The organism is Bradyrhizobium sp. CCBAU 051011, from assembly GCF_009930815.1.
Lineage (GTDB): Bacteria > Pseudomonadota > Alphaproteobacteria > Rhizobiales > Xanthobacteraceae > Bradyrhizobium.
This window is the reverse complement of sequence record NZ_CP022222.1, coordinates 2,973,956-2,993,158: the sequence shown is the minus strand read 5'-3', so window position 1 is coordinate 2,993,158 and position 19,203 is coordinate 2,973,956. Positions and strand designations below refer to the sequence as shown.

19 protein-coding genes are annotated in these 19,203 nt (G+C 64.2%); 8 read left to right on the top strand and 11 right to left on the bottom strand.

The features are described 5' to 3' along the window. Nucleotides 1-12 precede the first annotated feature (12 nt). Together ACH79_RS14155 and ACH79_RS14150 are read right to left on the bottom strand one after the other, a co-directional pair. Nucleotides 13-1,407 carry an amidase gene (locus tag ACH79_RS14155; RefSeq protein ID WP_161851570.1) on the bottom strand — a complete coding sequence of 465 codons (1,395 nt, stop codon included), beginning with the start codon at nucleotides 1,405-1,407 and terminating at the stop codon, nucleotides 13-15. A 67-nt stretch (nucleotides 1,408-1,474) separates the two neighbouring features. Then, nucleotides 1,475-2,239, bottom strand: a complete 765-nt coding sequence (locus ACH79_RS14150; RefSeq protein ID WP_246738671.1) for an alpha/beta fold hydrolase — start codon at nucleotides 2,237-2,239, stop codon at nucleotides 1,475-1,477. 180 nt (nucleotides 2,240-2,419) lie between these two features. On the opposite strand from ACH79_RS14150, the gene ACH79_RS14145 reads away from it, so the two are divergent. Next, nucleotides 2,420-3,001: a CGNR zinc finger domain-containing protein gene (locus ACH79_RS14145; protein ID WP_161851569.1), complete on the top strand. Its 582-nt coding sequence runs from the start codon at nucleotides 2,420-2,422 to the stop codon at nucleotides 2,999-3,001. Nucleotides 3,002-3,035: 34 nt separating this feature from the next. Here ACH79_RS14145 and ACH79_RS14140 read toward each other — a convergent pair whose 3' ends face one another. Then, nucleotides 3,036-3,389, bottom strand: coding sequence for a helix-turn-helix domain-containing protein (locus ACH79_RS14140; protein WP_161851568.1), 354 nt, complete (start codon nucleotides 3,387-3,389; stop codon nucleotides 3,036-3,038). A 110-nt stretch (nucleotides 3,390-3,499) separates the two neighbouring features. On the opposite strand from ACH79_RS14140, the gene ACH79_RS14135 reads away from it, so the two are divergent. Then, complete coding sequence (locus tag ACH79_RS14135) at nucleotides 3,500-4,204, top strand: glutathione S-transferase family protein (RefSeq protein WP_161851567.1); 705 nt, start codon at nucleotides 3,500-3,502, stop codon at nucleotides 4,202-4,204. 14 nt (nucleotides 4,205-4,218) lie between these two features. Here the strand turns inward: ACH79_RS14135 and ACH79_RS14130 are convergent, their stop codons facing one another. The 6 genes from ACH79_RS14130 to ACH79_RS14105 all read right to left on the bottom strand — a co-directional run bounded on the left by ACH79_RS14130 (nucleotide 4,219) and on the right by ACH79_RS14105 (nucleotide 10,005). Next, nucleotides 4,219-4,458, bottom strand: coding sequence for a PilZ domain-containing protein (locus ACH79_RS14130; protein WP_065751826.1), 240 nt, complete (start codon nucleotides 4,456-4,458; stop codon nucleotides 4,219-4,221). Nucleotides 4,459-4,711: 253 nt separating this feature from the next. Next, the gene (locus ACH79_RS14125) at nucleotides 4,712-6,241 is read right to left on the bottom strand and encodes an ABC transporter substrate-binding protein (protein ID WP_161851566.1); all 1,530 of its coding nucleotides are present in this window, start codon (nucleotides 6,239-6,241) and stop codon (nucleotides 4,712-4,714) included. Between the two features lie 47 nt (nucleotides 6,242-6,288). Beyond that, complete coding sequence (locus ACH79_RS14120) at nucleotides 6,289-7,239, bottom strand: ABC transporter ATP-binding protein (RefSeq protein WP_161851565.1); 951 nt, start codon at nucleotides 7,237-7,239, stop codon at nucleotides 6,289-6,291. After that, on the bottom strand, nucleotides 7,236-8,213 hold the full coding sequence (locus ACH79_RS14115) for an ABC transporter ATP-binding protein (RefSeq protein ID WP_161851564.1): 978 nt from the start codon (nucleotides 8,211-8,213) through the stop codon (nucleotides 7,236-7,238). Before ACH79_RS14115 ends, ACH79_RS14120 begins: the two co-directional genes overlap by 4 nt. Then, a complete protein-coding gene (locus ACH79_RS14110) occupies nucleotides 8,210-9,091 on the bottom strand; it encodes an ABC transporter permease (protein ID WP_161851563.1) in 882 nt (293 codons plus the stop codon). Before ACH79_RS14110 ends, ACH79_RS14115 begins: the two co-directional genes overlap by 4 nt. Beyond that, a complete protein-coding gene (locus ACH79_RS14105; RefSeq protein WP_161851562.1) occupies nucleotides 9,088-10,005 on the bottom strand; it encodes an ABC transporter permease in 918 nt (305 codons plus the stop codon). Before ACH79_RS14105 ends, ACH79_RS14110 begins: the two co-directional genes overlap by 4 nt. A gap of 611 nt (nucleotides 10,006-10,616) precedes the next feature. On the opposite strand from ACH79_RS14105, the gene ACH79_RS14100 reads away from it, so the two are divergent. Continuing rightward, a complete protein-coding gene (locus ACH79_RS14100; protein ID WP_161851561.1) occupies nucleotides 10,617-11,435 on the top strand; it encodes a hypothetical protein in 819 nt (272 codons plus the stop codon). Here ACH79_RS14100 and ACH79_RS14095 read toward each other — a convergent pair. Next, a complete protein-coding gene (locus ACH79_RS14095) occupies nucleotides 11,426-12,670 on the bottom strand; it encodes an FAD-binding oxidoreductase (RefSeq protein ID WP_246738532.1) in 1,245 nt (414 codons plus the stop codon). The two genes, ACH79_RS14100 and ACH79_RS14095, sit on opposite strands and share 10 nt — an antisense overlap. Before the next feature lie 251 nt (nucleotides 12,671-12,921). Here ACH79_RS14095 and ACH79_RS14090 point away from each other — a divergent pair, with 251 nt between their 5' ends. From ACH79_RS14090 to ACH79_RS14075, 4 genes are all read left to right on the top strand, one after another. Beyond that, nucleotides 12,922-13,212: a hypothetical protein gene (locus tag ACH79_RS14090; protein WP_161851559.1), complete on the top strand. Its 291-nt coding sequence runs from the start codon at nucleotides 12,922-12,924 to the stop codon at nucleotides 13,210-13,212. Between the two features lie 129 nt (nucleotides 13,213-13,341). Next, nucleotides 13,342-15,075 (top strand): type I secretion system permease/ATPase, encoded by a 1,734-nt coding sequence (locus ACH79_RS14085; RefSeq protein WP_161851558.1) that lies wholly within the window; start codon nucleotides 13,342-13,344, stop codon nucleotides 15,073-15,075. Then, a complete protein-coding gene (locus ACH79_RS14080) occupies nucleotides 15,072-16,397 on the top strand; it encodes an HlyD family type I secretion periplasmic adaptor subunit (RefSeq protein ID WP_161851557.1) in 1,326 nt (441 codons plus the stop codon). The genes ACH79_RS14085 and ACH79_RS14080 overlap by 4 nt, the downstream gene beginning before the upstream one ends. Before the next feature lie 12 nt (nucleotides 16,398-16,409). Beyond that, nucleotides 16,410-17,327: a hypothetical protein gene (locus ACH79_RS14075; RefSeq protein WP_161851556.1), complete on the top strand. Its 918-nt coding sequence runs from the start codon at nucleotides 16,410-16,412 to the stop codon at nucleotides 17,325-17,327. A 12-nt stretch (nucleotides 17,328-17,339) separates the two neighbouring features. On the opposite strand, the gene fabA is transcribed toward ACH79_RS14075, so the two are convergent. Then, the gene (gene fabA / locus ACH79_RS14070) at nucleotides 17,340-17,870 is read right to left on the bottom strand and encodes a bifunctional 3-hydroxydecanoyl-ACP dehydratase/trans-2-decenoyl-ACP isomerase (protein WP_161851555.1); all 531 of its coding nucleotides are present in this window, start codon (nucleotides 17,868-17,870) and stop codon (nucleotides 17,340-17,342) included. Nucleotides 17,871-18,123: 253 nt separating this feature from the next. Between fabA and ACH79_RS14065 the strand changes: the two genes are divergently transcribed. After that, nucleotides 18,124-18,348: a CPBP family intramembrane glutamic endopeptidase gene (locus tag ACH79_RS14065; protein ID WP_161851554.1), complete on the top strand. Its 225-nt coding sequence runs from the start codon at nucleotides 18,124-18,126 to the stop codon at nucleotides 18,346-18,348. The last annotated feature ends 855 nt before the right edge of the window (nucleotides 18,349-19,203 follow it).

The window sequence follows — 19,203 nt, the reverse complement described above, 5'->3', positions numbered from 1 at the left end:
GCTCGGTCGGCGTTAGAGCACGGGATGCCGACGGTGCCAGTCCGTCGCGCTCTGGAACGCGATGCCGGCGCGGATCAGCGTCGCCTCGCCGAGATCGGCGGCCACCATCTGGAATGCAATCGGCAAGCCATCGGCGCTGAACCCTCCGGGCAGGGTCAACGTCGGCTGGCCGGTCATGTTGAAGGGAGCGGTGTAGGCTTGCAGCCTGGCGATCAGTTCGGGCTGCAGGCCCATTGTCCCCATGGTCTTCAGGGACAGCGGCGCGAACGGATGCGCCGGTACGAGAAGCAGGTCGATCTTTCCGAACAAGGCGCGCATGCGGCCGCGGAAAGCCATGCGCCGCAACAGCACGTCCTGATAGTCGAGGCCCGACAAGCTGCGTCCGGTATCGAGAACCATGCTCATCACCGGGCCGTACTCCGCCCGGCGCTCGGGAAAAGTCGCCCTGTGGGCGACCGCGGCTTCCACGGCGCAATTAGGAGCCCAATCGGCCACGGCCTGGGTGACATCAGGCACCTGCACTTCCACAAGCTCAGCGCCCTGCGCGGACAGTACGCGCTCCGCGTCATCGAGAACCGCAAGCACCTGCGGATCGACGTCTCTGCGGCCCCAGTCGCGATCGACGCCGATCTTGAGGCCGCCGATGGCCGGGTTCGCCATCGCCGCGAAATTCACCACCGGCTCCTGCAATGCGGTCGGATCAGCCAGGTCGGCACCGGCGACGGCGGTCAGGAGCGCGGCGGCGTCCGCGACACTGCGTGCCATCGGCCCGACGTGATCGAGGCTCGGTGCGAGGTCGAACACGCCGTGGCGGCTCACCCGCCCCCATGTCGGCTTGATGCCGGTCAGGCCGTTGGCGGCCGACGGCCAGCGGATCGAGCCGCCCGTGTCAGAGGCGAGTGCGCCGAGGCAAAGCCCGGCTGCCACCGCGACACCCGGCCCGCTTGAAGAGATGCCGGGCCAATAATCGGCGTTCCACGGATTGCGGGGCGACGTGATCTCAGGGTGATGGTCGGAATAAGCGCCCTCCGTCATCTGCAACTTGCCGAGCAGCACGGCGCCCGCTTCCCGCAGACGCCGCACGGCGGTGGCGTCCTCGGTCGGCTTGAAACTCCTGTGGATTGTCGTCCCTGCCGCGGTCGGAACATCCTGTGTCCAGAACAGGTCCTTTACCGCGAGCGGCACCCCGTGCAGCGGTCCGCGATAACGACCGGCGGCAATGTCGGTTTCCGCCGTCCGCGCCTCTGCCATCGCGCGCTCGGCCGTCACAACCGCATAGCTGGCGAGCGTGCCGTCCAGCGCTGCGACCCGTTCGAGCTGCTGACGGGTCGCCTCCACCGGCGATATCTTTCGCGTCCGGATCAGTTCCGCCAGGTCAGTCAGTTCCAGGAAATGCAGATCCTTCATGGCGTTTCAGCCCATGGCTCCTGCGCGGACATTGGCAACAAAGCGAGCCAGCGCTTTGCCGACCTCGTCAGGCGCTTCCTCCTGCAGGAAGTGCGCACCCTGGATCATGACGGTCTGCTGGTTGGGCCAGGCGCGGCAGAATTCGCGCTGCGCGCCAATCAGAAAACCGGCCGGATCGGCGTCGATGAAAAGTTTCGGTATCGGGCTGGCGGAGAGCCATCGCGCGTAGTCTTCGACGATCGCCACCACATCTGCCGGTTCTCCGCCGATCGGCAGATCGCGCGTCCAGACCAGCATCGGCATGCGCGAGAGACCGGGATTGCGATAGTGGCGTCGGTAGACCTCGATCGCCTCCTCGGGGATATGGCGCAGCGGGAGCAGATATTCGATGAACAGATTCTGCCGGAGGATCAGATCCTCGCCGCGATCGGTCCGTTGCCCCCTGAAAGAAGGCGCGCGTCGCGGCGGGCCATTCATCCCAGGACGCGAACGGCCGCACAATTCCCTCCATATAGGCAATCGCCTTCACGCGGCCGGCATTGCGACGGGCCCAATCAAAGCCCAGCGCCGAGCCCCAGTCGTGGACGATGAGGACCACGTTCCTCGTCAAGCCCATCGTCTCGAACCAGGCATCGAGGTAGCGGCGATGATCGACGAACCGGTAATTTCCGTCCGGCGCAGGGCCCGAATTGCCCATGCCCACATAGTCCGGCGCAAGGCAACGCCCATAGGGCAGCAGATACGGGATGATGTTGCGCCACAGATATGACGGCGTCGGATTGCCGTGCAGGAAGACGATCGGATCGCCCTCGCCGACATCGACGTAAGCCATGTTGGTATCCAGCACCGCCGCACGCTTCCGGTAGGACACCTCCTCGGTCGAGATCGGGGAATGAGCCATTTGCGAATTCTCCTCTGCTGAGGCCCGCGGATCTTCCGCCGCGGTCGACACCAGCTAACGCCAATAATAGGTGTTAGTTGCAGAGACCAGTAAAAAGATTATGCTGGTGTCATGAGGCATTCGGAAAAATTCCCGGTTCCCGGCGATATCGCGCTGCTGTACGACTTCGTGAACTCGGTCGACCTGCGCCGGTACGTCGAGCAGGGCGTCGCCCATGAGCCCGGTGACGAACTGGAGACGCCGGCACAGCTCGAAAAATGGCTGCAGACCCGCGGCCTGTTAAAATCCGGCACCCGGATTTCGCAAGCCCAGCACCGCGAAGCGCTCGAGCTGCGCACAGCCCTCAGGCGGTTTCTGAGCTCCTCGCCGACGCAGCAGAGCGTTGCAGCCATCGAGCTTGAACGCTCCGCCGCCCGGTTTCCCTTGTCGGTCACGGCTTCCCGAAAGCGTTCGCTCGACTTGCGGCCGGTTGTGCGGCGCGCGAGCAGCGGGCTTGGAGGCGTTCTGGCCGAGCTCGTGCGCCTGTCCGACAGCGGCAGACTTGAACGTATGAAGATATGCAGTTCCGACGAGTGCCACTGGGTCTTCTACGATCGCTCCAAGCCGGGCAATCGCCGCTGGTGTTCATCGGACCGATGCGGAAACCGGGAGAAGACCCGAGCCTATCGCGACCGCCAGCGCCGCGGCGATTGATGACTTCGTCACCCTCGGACAACTGCTCGCAGAATTATTCCGTGGCCCGGACCGGCAACGAGCCGGCCTGACTACGGCCGGCTTCAGTCGCATCCCACCAGTTACCCAGGGCGTCAAGCAGCGGCACGAGTTTGAGACCGGCCGGTGTCAGGTCATATTCCACGCGCAACGGATATCCCTCGAATTCGGTGCGAGCGACAATGCCGGCGTCCTCCAGCTTGCGAAGCTCCAACGTGAGCATCCTGTGCGAGATCGCGGGGTTGTCCCTGCGCAGGTCGCTGAAGCGTTTCGTGCCCTGCTTCAGATAGTAGATCAGCAGCGTCGGCCATCGACCGCTCATGACCTGCATCACTTCCTCGATCGGGCAGCGGGAGACGAGATCTTTCATCTGATTGCTCGTGGTTACAAAAAGGTGCGTAATTTACTTGGGCAGCGCGATCCGTAGATTCCAGTCAACGCTGCGCAGCGTGATCAGCAGAAATCACGGAGAACAAACCAGTGGAACCGATTCTTCTTTATGGCTTTCCGGCCGGAAGCTCGATGGGGCTTGTCGCAGCCCTCGAATGGCTTGGCAAACCCTATTCGCTCTGCCGTGTCGATATGCTCGGCGAGATGCGCGATCCTTCCTACGCCCGCATCAATGCCCGGCATGAAACGCCGGCCCTGATCACGGATGCAGGGCGGGTGCTGACCGAGACGATGGCGATCGCCAGTTGGCTCGAGGCAAGAGACAGCGAGCGACGCATCAGCTTCGAACCGCTTTCGCCGGAAGCAGACCGGATGCACCAGCTCATGGCCTTTGTTAACACCGGCTTCACCGGCGCCTTCTCGCCGCTATGGGTCGCGATGGAGATGGCGCAACCGAATCCGCAAATGCAGGCACCGCTGCGTGAGTTCGGCGCCGCGCAGGTGATCGAACGGCATGACAAGCTCGAAGCCATGATCGGGGATCAGCCCTTTCTCATGGGTGAGCGCCCGACGCTGGCCGACGGGATTCTGATTGGCGTCGCGCGATGGCTCGATTTCCATCAGGTCGCCGATCCGGCACGCTGGTCAAAACTCGCCGCCTTGCGCCGGCGCCTTGAGGCCGACCCCGCCGTCATCCATGCAACGGCGCTGGAGAGCGGAGACATTGCTTCGGGAACAGGCGCTTGTGTCGACCATATCCCACTCGCGGATGTCATCGAGCGGTTCGGCGACTGAGGAATCTCGCCGGGCTAGTCGAACGCCACGCCAACCCTGTACTCCCTGCGCCAAACGACATGGCAAGGCAGCTTCAATCCGTCTTCAGGGAGGATCAAGGTGAATTCATTGGGAATACGGATCAGGTCCGGAAAATCCAGCGCCGCACCCGTGGTGGATATATCGCGCACGGTACAGGCATACTTATCGCCGCCATACTCGATCTTGGCGGCCTTCATGACGCGAACACGTGGCGCAATCCGGGTTTCGACCATCGCGAAAAGCTCCGGGGACATCAAAGGAGACAGTATCCAAAAAAGCTACTATGCAGCCGAAAGATTAAATATTCGGGAATTTTCGGCATGCGGACCGCCAGCGCCCGGCCGGTCACGCAAAAATAGTCCGGCTCCGCGTGGCGCAAATCGCAAGCGTAGGCGGGGATTTTTCGTGGCGTTGGTTCAACATTCGGTCGCGGGGCCGAAGCCCCGCGCAGAATCTTGGAGCGGGCAAAAGTAGCGAGAACCCGCCTTACTTCCACTTCGCCAGATAGAACCGCGGCAGCTCGTCCGGATACGGCGTGAAGTCGAGTTGCTTCGAATGGCCATAGGTCGTCACATAGGTGTGCAGCGGCGCCCAGTAGGCTTGCTCGGTGATCTTCTTGATCGCCGCCGAATAGGCCTCCTTGCGAATCTCCGGATTGATGGATGATCCGCCCTGGATCAGCGATTTCTGCACCTCGGGATCCCTGGCATAGTCGTCAGCGCCGCCATCGAAGAAGTTGGGCATGATGGCCGAAACGTCGTTGATCGAATAGCTGCCCCAGCTTCCGAGATACATCCTGAGTTCGCCGGCCTTGGCGCGCTGGATCAGCGCCGCGGTCTGCAACTGGTTGAGCTTGGCGCGAACGCCGACCGCGTGCAGATAGTTCTGGACGGATGATCCCCATTGCGGCAGCACGTAGCTTGCAAGCTCGACATCAAAACCATCGGGATAGCCGGCCTCGGCAAGAAGCTTCTTTGCCTTCGCGGGATCGTAGTCGTAGGCGACGGCGGCTTCGGCATCGCAGCCGAACTGCGACGGGAAGCACGGCGCGCCTGGAACGCGGCTGCCGCCGGTGACGAGCTTCTCGGCGATCGCCTTGCGGTCGATCGCGTGCCAGATCGCCTGACGCACCTTCTGCTTGGTCAAGGGATTGTCGGCGCCGGTGCGGCCGGCGGCGTCGAGCGAGAGATAGCCGATCCGCATCGATTCCTTGCGCACCGACTGCAGATGCGGCATCCGGTTCACGGATTCGAGCTGGTCCGGATTCATGTTCCAGATCCAGTCGGCGCGGCCGGCGAGCAACTCCGTCATCTCGGTCGCGGCGTCAGGCACGAAACGCACACTCATCTTCTTGATCGCCGGCTTGCCCTTGGGACTGCCGGCCCAGTAATCCTCGAACCGCTCGAAGTCGATGGAGACGCCGGGCTCGACCTTGGTCATCTTGTAGGGGCCCGCGCCGACCGGCGCCTTGGCATAGCCCTCCGCGCCGACCTTCTCGCGATAGGCCTTGGGGTAGATCGGCAGCACCAGCGCGAAATATTCCAGCGCCGCCGGGTTCGGTCGCTTCAGCGTGACGCGCACCGACAGATCGCCGGTCTTCTCCGCCTTGTCGATCCAATTGTAGTTCGACGGCGTCGAGACGCGGCTCGCCGGATCGGCGACGATATTGATGGTGTAGACGACGTCGTCGGCGGTGAGCGAGCTGCCGTCGTGGAATTTGACGCCGGGCCGCAAGGTGAACTCGATCGTGGTCGGGTCCGGCAGCTTCCACTCGGTGGCGAGCAATGGCTCGAGCTTGAAGGTGTCTGGATTGCGGTATACCAAAGCGTCCCAGCCCTGGTGATGCATCACCACGCCGGTGCGAAGGTTGTTGTAGAAGGGATCGATGTTGGGCAGCGCGTCGCGCATCACGATGCGCAGCGTATCGGCCGATTTCTGTGCCGCCGCGGGCAACACACTGGCACCCGACAGAACCGCCGCCAGAATTGCAACACGGAGCTTGTTTTGCATGCGCATATCGCTCTCCATTATTTTCCGTTTACAAGCGGCGTGAAGCACGCCCCTCATGCCAGATGACATTCTACCATCCCCGCGGGCGGCCGGACCATGGGCGTTGGTGTCTCATGCCGGCAGCGCTCGACCGCGATTCGGCAGCGCGGGTTGAAGCGGCAGCCCGGCGGAATGTTGGACGGATCGGGCATGGCGTCGCCGAGGCCGATATCCGGCACGCCCTTGCCCGGCTCTGGCGTCAGCACGCTTTCCAGCAGCGCCTGGGTGTAGGGGTGCCGGGGCGCGCGAAACAGCGCGTCGGTTTCGTTGCGCTCGACGAACCGGCCGAGATACATCACAGCGACTTCGCTTGCGACATGCTCGACGACGGCGAGATTGTGGCTGATGAAGAGATAGGTCAGCCCAAGATCGCGGCGCAGGTCAGCCAGGAGATTGAGGATCTGGGCCTGCACCGAGACGTCGAGCGCGCTGGTCGGTTCGTCGCAGATCACGATTCGCGGCTCCAGCACCAGCGCCCGGGCAATTGCCGCGCGCTGGCGCTGCCCGCCGGAGAGTTGCGCCGGCATGCGCTCGCCCATCGCAGCCGAGAGGCCGACGCGCTCCAGAATGCCACCGACGCGGCGCTCGATCTCGCCGCGCGAGAACGTGCCCTGGGCTGCCAGCGGCAGCGCCACGATGTCCTTGATGCGCCGGCGCGGATTGAGAGAAGCGAACGGATCCTGGAACACCGGCTGGATCAGCCGCGCCCGCGCCTTGCGGTCGAGATCGAACAGACTCCTGCCATGGACCAGCACGGTGCCCGCCGTCGGCTTGAGCAGTCCGAGAATCAGGCGCGCCAGCGTGGATTTGCCGCAGCCGGACTCGCCGACGACGCCGAGCACGCTGCCGGCCGGAACGCTGAACGTGACATTATCGACCGCGATCACGCGCTTTTCCTGCGACATCATGCCGGTGCGCACGCGGAACTCGCACCGTAAATTCTGAACCTCGATCGCGGCGGTCATGCAGGTTGCGGCTCCGCCCAGTCCGGCTCAAGCCGGCAAAGATGATCATGTGCGTCGCCCGCCTGCCGCCGCGGTATCGCGCGCGTGCATGTCTCGTTGGCGTGTGCGCAGCGCGAACGAAACGCGCATCCGGCAAAGCCCGCGCCGATCGCCGGCACCACGCCCGGAATCGAGCCGAGCGGCCGGTCGCGCTGCACCCGACCCGGCACCGGCACGCAGGACAACAGGCCGCGCGTGTAGGGGTGTTGCGGCGCGCGGAACAATTCCGCGGTCGGCGCGCGCTCGACCACCTCGCCGGCGTACATGACAGACACATGATCGGCGACGCGGGCGACGATGCCGAGGTCATGGGTGATCAGCAGGATCGAGAGGCCAAGCTCGCGCTTGAGGCCGGCCAGCAGCCGCAGGATCTGCGCCTGCACGGTGACGTCGAGCGCGGTGGTCGGTTCGTCGGCGATCAATAATTCCGGATCGCACATCAGCGCCATCGCGATCATCACGCGCTGGCGTAGGCCGCCCGAAAGTTGATGCGGAAACTGGCCGAGTCGCATGCCGGGCGCGGTGATGCCGACGCGGGCCATCAGTTCGGCGGCGCGTTCGAGCGCAGCCGCGCGCGAGCCGCCTTTGTGGCGCGTCATCACCTCCGCCATCTGCGAACCGATGGTGAAGGCCGGGTTGAGGCTGGTCATCGGCTCCTGGAAGATCATCGCCATGCGATTGCCGCGAATGCGCGCCATCTCGCGGTCCGACAGCGAGGTGAGATCGGTGCCGGCAAAGCTCATCCTTGTCGCCGAACGTTGGCCGCCGCGGGCCAGAAGACTCATGACCGCGAGCGCACTGACCGACTTGCCGCAGCCGGACTCGCCGACCAGGCAATGGGTCTCGCCCCGCTCGACCCGGAACGAGGCGCCGCGCACCGCGGCGGTGCGGCCGAATGTCACCTCGAGCCCTTCGATTTCCAGAAGCGCGCTCATCGCAACCGCTCCGCGCCGAGCAAATTGCGCAAGCCGTCACCGACCAGATTGATGCCGAGCACCAGAATAAACAGCGCGACGCCAGGAATCATGATCACCCACGGCGAAAAGAACATGTAGTCCTTGCCCTCGGCGATCATCAGTCCCCAGGACGGCAGCGGTGGCGGCACGCCGAGCCCCAGGAACGACAGCGCGGCTTCGAGCAAAATCGCCAGCGCCATCTCCAGCGTAGCCACCACGGCGAGATGGCTCGCGATATTGGGCAGTATCTCCTTGATGAGTATATGCGGCATCGAGGCGCCGGCGCACCAGGCGGCGCTGACATAGTCGTTGTTGCGGACCTGCATGGTGGTGGCGCGCGCGACCACGGCAAAGCGGTCCCATAACAGCAGGCCAAGGGTGGCGACGACGAGCCCGAGGCCCGATCCCATCAGCCCGACCACTGCAAGCGCGACCAGCACGACGGGAATCGACAACCGCGTTGTGATGGCGAACAGCACGAAATCATCGACGCGGCCGCCGAAGAAGCCGCCGAGCACGCCGAGCGTGATGCCGATAAGGCCCGACGTGATGACGGTCATGATGCCGATCAGGAGCGAAATGCGCGCGCCATAGACCAGCCGCGCCAGATAGTCCCGCCCGAGTTGGTCGGTCCCGAGCCAATGGCCCGCCTGGGTACCCTCCATCCAGAACGGCGGCTTGAGGCGGTTGCCGAGATCCTGGGTGAACGGATCCGCCGGCACCAACGCATTGCCGAACAGCGCCGCGAACAGGACGACCGCGACGATGGCGATGCCGATCGCAAAGCCCGCGGTGCCGATGCGCGACGCGCCGACACTCGAAGGTTGCGGGGCCTGAATGGCAATCGGTTCGCTCATCCGGTCCTGAGCCTCGGATCGAGCAGCGCATTGAGGATATCGGCAAGCAGCGTGAGGCCAATATAGAACACGGCCAGCACCAGCACCACCGCCTGCACGACCGGGAAATCATTCTTGGCGATGCTCTCCCAGCCGAGATAGCCGACGCCATGCAGCGCGAACACGGTTTCGATCACGATCGAGCCGCCCAGCATGAAGCCGAGCTGCACGGCGGCAATCGACACCACGGGAATGGCGGCGTTGCGCAACGCGTGCTTGAAGATGATGCGCGCCCGCGACAGGCCTTTCGCACGCGCGGTGCGGATATAGTCCGAGGCCATCGCCTCGATCATGCCGGAGCGCGTCAGCCGCGTCAGCGCCGGGATGGCGGTGAAGGCGAGCACGATGCCCGGCATCACGAAATGCTGCCAGGTGCCGGTGCCGGAGATCGGCAACACGCCGAGCTGCAAGCCGAGCACGATCATCAAAATCAGCGCGAGCCAGAAGCTCGGCACCGCCTGCCCGACCATCGTGAACATGGTGACGCTGCGGTCGACCCAGGTGTTTTCGCGCAGCGCCGCCAGAATGCCGAGCGGAATCGAGATGACCAAGGCGAGGCTCAGGCCGACCAGGCCGAGCGTCAGCGTGATCGGCAGGCGCTTCTGGATCAGGTTGGCGACACTGTCCTTGAAGAAATAGCTCTGGCCGAAATCGCCGACCATGGCCCGGCCGACCCAGGCAAAGAACTGGACATAGAGCGGGCGATCGAGGCCATAGGCCTTGCGCACGATCTCGACGTCGGCCTGCGTCGCCGCAGGGCCGGCGATCGAAACCGCAAGGTCGCCCGACAACCGCGTCAGCAGGAACGCAAGCGTCATCACGGTCAATGCGACCAGCACGCCGAGAGCAAGACGCCGGGCAATCAGACGCAACATCCACCAAACTCCAGCGCCGACCGGCGCGCAGGCGCATTCTTAGGTCGACGAAGCAAGCGCAAGTGTCACCAAAGTGTCGCCCCATGCAAGAGACGATTGCAATGATTTCCCGCCGCGACGACAGCCTATTGCGATAGTTGCAATGTGTGTGCCAACGCGCAATGCAATCTCTCGCCCCTCTGATTGAGCAAACTGGGCCATTCCCGGACCAATTCGGCATCAGGATCCGCCGGCTCAAGATGGTCGCAGGCTCGGGCCCTCCCCTGCGTGACTTTTCGAAAGGCCACCGCTCATTTTTCGAGCGATCTGCGCCAAGATGGCTCCGCACGGCCGCTGGGCTGCACGTCAGGGCCCGTCGGCAGCGAACGAGTCCAACTGATGCCTTGCTTGCGGCGCTCGCGATGCTGCTCGGCCGCTTTATGCTGCCGGGCAGGTGCGACCGATCATTTTCGTGGCCCCAAAGAAAAAGCGCAAGTCATCCGTCTTTATTCCGTGACGTCCAAATATGTCTCAGTCCGCACCGCAGGATTGACGCAATCCCGACCGAGCGTCGCGGCCCGCGCATTTGCAGCCGGTGCTCGCATTGGAGGAATGATGAAGTCCGTTCTGAAATGGTTATTTGGCTCTACATGGCGGCAGCCTGCGCCTATATTTTCTACGAGTGGTACGCTTACGCCGGGCTCTATCGGCTGGCCGCCGAGTGGCAATTGGAGAACTACGGCTCCTACCAGGTGAGGCTCACCCTGATCGTTCCGATCCTGGTCCTGCTCAGTCCAGCCGCCGTGCTTGTCAGCGTCTCCGGCATGCAGGATCAACTGCGCACTGCCGGCTCGGGCGCCGGATCATCCGCGATTTTCGCCGTGCTGGGCGTCGTGGCCCTGGCGGTCGCGGCCGGTGCCGGCTGGTACGGCTACGCGAAGTCGATGGAAACGGTCGACGTCGAGAGCCTCGATCTGTCGAAGGGCGACACGCCGCGATCAACACATGTGACGATCACCGGCATCGCGCGAACCGAATACATCGTCGAGTTCGGGACCAAATCCGGCAGCACAACGACGCTCGACCGCTACATTCCATTGACTCCGCCGACCTGGCGTCCGGGCCAGCCTCTCGTCTATTTCATGAAGACCAACATTACGGCCTATATGCCGCCCGGCGGCAGCATGTTGATGCTTTCGCCGGGGACGCCGGCCTTCCAGATGACGACGCAACCGGGCGTTCTGGTGCGTGATGGCCTTCCGGGGGCCGTCAGAGAGCACTACCGCAAGAACAACATCGCGACCGCATCGCCGCCGATCGTGCTCGATCTCAGCCCCGGCGCAGACGCGAAGCCGTTCTTCGTCACCGCCGGGGTGAGCGGGGTGCTCGGCTTCTTCATGCTGGTCGCCGCCGGGGCAGCGACGCTGCGCCAGCGGCGTTATCAAATGTAACGGCCCGGCGCGAACGGCGTCACATCGTACGACGGTGGCACACCGCCGATCATGGCGGCAATGGAGGCGCCGGTCGCGGGACCGGTCGTGAAGCCGATATGCTGGTTGCCGAAAGCAAGCCACAGCCCGGCATGCCGCGGGGCGGGACCGATCATCGGCAGGCTGTCTGGCAGCGTTGGCCGTGAGCCACGCCATGCTTCGCCAACGGCGTCGCCGAATTCGGCCACGCTACGCGCGATCGGAACGACCTGATCGAGTTGGGCGAATGAGGACGGCGCGTCGCGGTCGGTCAGTTCGACGCCCGAGGTGACGCGGATGCCCTGCTCCATCGGGGTCATGATGAAACCGCCGTCGATGTCGTAGATCGGACGGCGCAACGAACGCGCGGGGTTCGGCTTGAACTCGCGATGATAGCCGCGCTCATAGGCCAGCGGCACGCGATAGCCGAGCGGCCGCAACAGATCCGCCGACCAGGGTCCCAGCGCGACCACCACATGCCGCGCCGAAATCGCGCCACCAGCCAGCGCCACGCGCCAGCGATCGCCGTCCGGTACGATCGTCTTGATCTCCGCCTGCCTGACGTCGCCGCCGGCGCCTTCGAACATCCGCGCATAGGCCTTGACCACCGCGCCCGGCGAATCGACCGAGGCGGTCTCCGTGTGCAGCAAACCAACTTTGTAGACGGGCACGATGTCTGGCTCGAGTGCGGAGATGGCTTGGCGGTCGAGCAACTCGCTGACGATGCCATAGTCGGCCAGCAGCGCCTGCTCCTGCTTCGCCGATGCGACCGCATCGCTGCGCCACGCGCGGAGCCAGCCGGTCTCGCGAAGGCGATGACCCGCTCCCGCCTTCACGATCCATTCCCGGTGCAGCTTGGCCGATGCACCGATCAATCCATGCAGCGCTGTCGCGCGCGGCTCAAACCGAGAGGCCGCCGAATTCGCCAGAAAGCGCGCAACCCATCCTGCGTTTCGAACCGCCCAGAGCGGATTCCAGCGCAACGCCGCATGGCGGTTGCCCAGATATTTCGGCAGCGACTTCCACAGCGATGGATTGTTGAGCGGCGATACCGAGCCGCTGCTGATGATGCCGGCATTGCCATAGGAGGTTTCGCTGCCCGGCTCGCGCCGGTCAATCAGGACGACCGACATTCCGCGCTGCCGCGCGGCATAGGCTGTTGATACACCGACGATGCCCGCGCCGAGCACCACGACATCCGCATTTTGTTCCGACATCGACTTTCCAGACATAGTTCCGGGAACATTTCACATCATCGCCCGCGCGCCAATGCCCCGCTTCGATGCGAACGCCAATGGCACAGCGCATGGCCGGCCTGTGACGCGCGTGTTCGTAATCCTGCCAGTTCCGCTCCCAACAAATGATCACCAAATGGCCGCATGTGAGTCCGCAACCTTTTCTGACTCTCGGAGCTTTGTGCAGCGCGACGTTCGTCGCATTCCAGCCAACCTTATAGGAGTTTGACTACATGGCTGCACTACTCGGAAACCTGCTTGGTACCGTCGATGGCCTGCTCGGAACCGCCACCGGCGTCCTTGGCAGCGCAAGCGCCAGCGGTAGCGCTTCCGCAAGCGCCGGCGGCACGGCTGACCTCTCGCACACGCTCGATCTCGGCGCCGTCATCGAGACGAACCCGAGCATCGATCTCTCTGCCGGGCTTGACGGTATCGACGCATCGGTTTCCGCACCGACCCTGATCGGTGCCAGCGCCGATGTCGGTCATCTCGATGTCGGCGGTTTGCTCCACGGCCTCGCCTAACTCCGATTGAGTCCAGACATTTGCAAAATCGCGCGGCGTGGGGAGTGCATCCCCACGTCACGTCTTTACGGCCTGCGCCTGCACAGGCCGATCGCAGCATTGTATCAACTCGCTTAAGGTGATCGCCGAATGCCTACGGGCACGCTGACCGCCCTCGACGAATCCATCGCCCCGCGGCGCCGGATCGATGACGTTCGCCAGGCGCTGGTCGCGCTGTGGCCGCACTTCCTCTGGGCCGGGCTGTTCTCCAGCGGCATCAACCTGCTCTATCTGAGTTCGCCGCTCTATTTGATGCAGGTCTATAACCGGGTATTGCTGAACGAGAATGTCTCTACGCTCGTCCTCCTCACGCTGATCCTCGCCATCGCGCTGCTCACCATGGCGGCGCTGGATGCGGTACGCTCCTGGATCCTGATCCGCTGCGGCATCCGCCTCGACATGGAGCTGTCGGCGCGCGTGTTCGAGGCTCTGGTGGTGCGCTCGGCGCAGCGCGGCGCATCGCGCGGCGCGCAGCAATTGCGCAATCTCGATCAGTTCCGGACCTTCGTGACCGGCCCCGGCATCTATTTCGCGTTCGACCTGCCGTGGATCCCGATCTATCTGATGCTGCTGTTCTTCATCCATCCTTTGCTCGGCGTCGTCGCGACCATCGGCGCCATCCTGCTGCTCGGGCTCGCCGGCCTCAACGAAGTCATGACCCGCGAGCCGATGAAGCAGGCGGAGGCCGCCGGCAACCAGTCCTACGTGTTCACCGAAAACATCCTGCGCCATGCCGATGTGATCCGCGCGATGGGCATGCAGCCGGCGGTGGAGCGCAACTGGCAGAGCCAGCGGTCCTCGATGCTGCTGCAGCAGGCGCAGGCCAGCGACAAGAACGCGGTGATGACCTCCTCGATCCGCTTCTTCCGCCTGCTGTTGCAATCGCTGATGCTCGGTACCGGCGCGTGGCTCGCGATCGACCACGCCATCACGCCAGCGACCATCTTCGCCGCCAGCATCGTGATGGGCCGGGCACTGGTCCCGGTGGAGCAGGCGGTCGGCACCTGGAAGCAATTCATCGGCGCGCGCGAGGCCTATGCGGAAGTGCGCGAGCTGCTCGGCGACATCGACCTGACGCCGCCGCACACCATCGTGCCGCGAGCACGGAATACGATCGAGGTGCGCGAATTGCGCTGCCTGCTGCCGGCGCGCAAGGAACCCGTCATCAGGGACCTGACATTCGAGCTTGGCGGCGGCCAGGCGCTCGGCATCGTCGGCCCGAGCGGCTCCGGCAAGAGCACGCTGGCCCGGCTCCTGGTCGGCGCCATTGCGCCGGCCGATGGACGGCTGCGCTTCGGCGGACTCGACTACAGCCATTGGGACCCGCTCGAGTTCGGCCGCCATGTCGGCTATCTGCCGCAGGATGTCGGCCTGTTCGCTGGCACCGTGCGCGAAAACATCGCTCGTTTCGGCAACGCCTCGACGGAAGAGATCATCGACGCCGCCAAGCGCGCCGGCATCCACGAGATGGTGCTCGACCTGCCCAAGCAATACGACACGCGGCTGGGCCCCGGCGGCGTCGGCCTGTCCGGCGGACAGCGCCAGCGCCTGGCGTTGGCGCGGGCGCTGCTCGGCCGGCCGCCGCTGCTCGTGCTCGACGAACCCAACGCCAATCTCGACGCGCCCGGCGAAGAGGCGCTGAAGGTGGCGCTGCTGCAGGCCAAGAGCGAGGGCGCCACCATCATCGTGATCACCCACCGCACCACCATCCTCGACATCGTCGACGTCATGATGGTGCTGCGGGGCGGCATGCTCGATATGCTCGGCCCGCCTGGCGAGGTCTATCACGCCTTGCAGCAGGCCGCCGCGGGGCGCGCGTTATGACCGCGATTGACGGCCTCACCCCGCTGCGCGACCGCGCGCGTTACGCCCGGCCGGCGCGGCCGGCGCTGTTGGGTGCCGGCGTGGTCGCGGCATTCGCGGCCGCGATGACGATGTGGGGAACGCTGGCGCCGATCTCGGGTGCGGCGATCGCCAGCGGCAATCTCCAGGTCGAAGGCCGGCGGCAGAGCGTGCAGCATCCTTATGGCGGCGTCGTGCGCCAGCTTACCGTGCGCGACGGCGCGCGCGTCGAAAAAGGCCAGCTGCTGATCCGGCTCGACGACAGCGATCCGCGCGCCAAGCTCGACGTGCTGATCGCCGACCGCGACGCGGCGCTGGCCACGCGCGCGCGGCTGATGGCCGAACGCGACAAGAGCGACGCACCTGATTTCGACGAAAACTTGCGCGCGCGCAGCGAGCTGTCCGCCGTGCGCCAGGCCATGGCCAACGAGACGGCAATGATGGCGGCGCGCAAGCATCAGTTCGCAGCCGAGACGGCGGTGTTGCGCGGCAAGATCAAGGAGCTGGAGGCGCAGATCACCGGCACGCAGGCGCAGCTTGCCGGTACCGAGAAGCAGCGCGAACTGCTGACGGACGAAATGAACGGCGCGCAGCATCTGTTCGCGCAGGGCTATACGCCGAAGACCCGCATCCTCGCCTTGCAGCGCGAAGACGCCAAACTGCAGGCCGATATCGGCGCGCAGCAGGCCAGCATCGCCGGTATGCAGCAGCAGATCGCGCAGAACGACCTTGAACTTGCCAGGGTGGAGCGCGCGCGCATGAGCGAGATCACCGACCAGTTGCGCGCGGCGGAGAACAAGCTCGCCGAACTGGCACCCAAGATCGACGCCGCCACCGACGTGATGGCCCGAACGCGGATTACCGCGCCTGCGACCGGCTCGGTGGTCGGCCTCGACGTCTTCACCGAGGGCGGCGTGATCCAGCCTGGCGCACGGCTGATGGACATCGTGCCGACCGACAACCCGCTGATCGCGGCGGCCAGGCTGAAGCTCTCGGACATCAACGACGTCGCCGTCGGCCACCGCGCCGAGGTGCAGCTCACCGGCATCAACTATATCGAGCGGCCCCGGCTCCACGGCACCGTGCACACCGTGTCCGCCGACCGCCTGACCGACGACAAGTCCGGACAGGGCTATTACGCCGTCGAGGTCGCGCTCGATCCGAACGACGTCAAGAAATCACGCATCGATCTGCAGGCCGGCATGCCGGCCGAAGTGATCGTGCCGACGCGGCCGCGCACCCTGTTCGAATATCTGCTCGGACCGCTGCGCGACGAAATCACCCGCGCGTTCCGCGAGCGCTGAGGAGGAGTGGCCATGGCCGAATCCGAGAAAAACGCGCGCCGCTCCGACGAGGCCGAGCGCAGCCGTCATATCTCGGCAACCGAATCGGTTGCGTTCGCCACCATGCTGCTCGGCCTGCTCAACGACGCCGACACCGTGCTGCACCGCCTGGAGCACGAGGGGGCGCGCGCGGCACAGCCGGCCGCTGCGCCGGCGCATCCAGCAGAGATTATCCCGGCGTCGCTGGCGCCGACCGATCCCGACCCGCATCACGACGACCAGCATGCCGGCGCGATCGAAACTCCGACCGCCGACCTCTCGCTTGCGATCCATACCGATGCCACGGCAACGGCTCTGCCGCAGGACGCAAACGCGACGCCCGCCGCCGCGTCATCAGGCGAAGTGCTTGTCACGGACGCCTTTGCATCGCCCGCGTCACCGAGCTTCAGCGCATCGCCGGATCACGCGCCAGCGGCGGGCGCGGGTAGCGCATCCGGCGCCGGCATCGCGTCACCTTCGTTCGATCTTGGCGCAACTGTTCACAATCTTGCAGACACCGTCACCGGCATCGTCGATACGGCGCTTGCAACGGTGTCGAGCACCATCGCGGGCCTGGGCACCACCGTCGGGCAACTGACGACGGGCCTGACAGGCACCGTGAACCATCTTCTCGACGGCCTGACCGGCACGGTTACCGGCTTGATCCACGACGCGCCCGCCAGCGGCCTGCTCGAGCCGCTGGCGACAAACCTTTCCGGCCTGACGTCCAGCGCCACGGATTTTTCCGACACCGCGCAGCACGACATTCCGATGCTCGACACCGCAGGCGCGATACCGACCTCATTCCTGCACCCGATCCCGCTGCAACTTGGCTTTCTCGGCCAGCCGACGATGGACGGCCATGAGCCGCATGACGGCGCATTCTCGGCGCTGGGGGTCCATCATTTCTGAGGAAGCCGCCCCTCACACCGCGGTTTCGATCAGGCCGACCCTCATGTCCTTGGCGAGATAGACGCAGGCGCCGTCTGCAAACACACTGCCGTTCGCGATTCCAACAGCGAGCTTGCCGCGCCTCACGTGGCGCATGTGAACCTCGTATCGCACGCGCTTGACGTCCGGTTTTATGTCTCCCCGGAATTTCACCTCGCCGACGCCGACGGCGCGGCCCCTGCCCGGCGAGCCCGACCAGCCAAGCCAATAGCCGATGATCTGCCACATCGCATCCAGTCCGAGACATCCCGGCATCACGGGGTCGCCGCGAAAGTGACAATCGAAGAACCAGAGTTTCGGCGCGATATCCAGTTCAGCGATGACATGGCCCTTGCCGAACTCGCCGCCGGCCAGGCTGATCTCCGTGATGCGGTCGATCATCAGCATCGGGGGCGCCGGCAACTGGGCATTGCCCGGACCAAAATAGCCGCCTTCGCTCGATCGTAGCAGTTCTGCCCTGGTGTAGGACGATTGCGGCGTGTGAAAATCGCGCGGATCGGGCAAAGGCAATATTCCTCGGGTGTCGGCGGGCTGAACGTCAGGCGATTTTACCGCGAGACGGGTTCTCCGTGGAACTACCAACGCCAGCGAGCATGAGGCTCTATGGGCTGTTGTCCTACGCGGTCGGCAGTTGGATCGCCGTGGGGTTGGCGTGGCTCTGGTCGATGCACAGCGAAATGCGACGGGACGTTTTCCTATTTCGTAGGTTGACCTGGCCGGCCCTCACAGCGAGCATCGCGGGCTTCATGGTCTCGTCATGTTCGGCGTTCCCATCGTGACACATTGGCTAACTCACGTAACTGGTGGCCACAGTCAGCAAGTTCGCATCGATCTCAATGATGCGCATTCAGTCGCGATAGTCATTTTTCTGTTCGTGGTTACAACGCCGGTGAGCGAGGAAATTCTCTATCGCGGGTTATTGGTGGCTTGGCTTCGTCGGCATGGCTGGAAGGACTTCACCATTTGCTATTGGGCAGCCTGATTTGCGCCGCCAATCTTATTATCCACTCGGCTTCATCTGGGGCGCAGCGATGGTCCTGTTGGGCGTTGTATTGTTCGCGCTACGCCTCCGGTACGAGTCCCTCTCTCCTACTTGGCTGGCTCATACTCTTTTCAATGCGCAACTTGCCTGTCTTATCCCTTGATCGCTTGGCTCGCACTAGCCTTCTAAAACTGCGACATTAAAGCCGTGTTAACTTTTCGAAAGTGAGCAATATTGACCAGCGGCGGGATCGCGACGGGGCCCATGCTGGTCGCATCACCGCCCCCTCGGTATCTACCGGTGACTGAGAGTTCTGTAGCGCTCTCGCCCTAGCCAAGGCGAAGCATCATGATCATCGTGCGACCACTTTGCCCCGCGTGCCAAACAAGAACCATGTTAGCGCGGATTACCCCCGGCCCCTTGGGCTTCGACATCCGGACGTTCGAATGCCCTGCGTGCGATCACGTCCATCAGACCGTGGTCGAACTAATCGATCCGATGAAGTCCCCCCGAACGAACGCATGGCTTCGCGGACAACTGCAAGCGCCAACGTAAAGGCCGCCGTATTGCCCCGGATAGACAGGTATCTTGCATTAGTTCAAAATCCTACTTTCCTTCCTAGAGCGCATATTTGCGATCGCCCGGCACAATCGCCGGGCTTTCGCATCAGAGAGGGCCGCCAAATTGAGGCTTAAGGGCTCTGTTCTACGTCCCTAACGGGACCGGCGATCAAACGATAGGTGGGCACCCATGTCGTGTTCCAGCTTTCCATGGTCACGCTGCACACGGAGCATTCAAAGCTGCTAATCTGCCGGCCGGGGGCCATAGACTCGGTGCGGCTGTAAACCGCTCCAC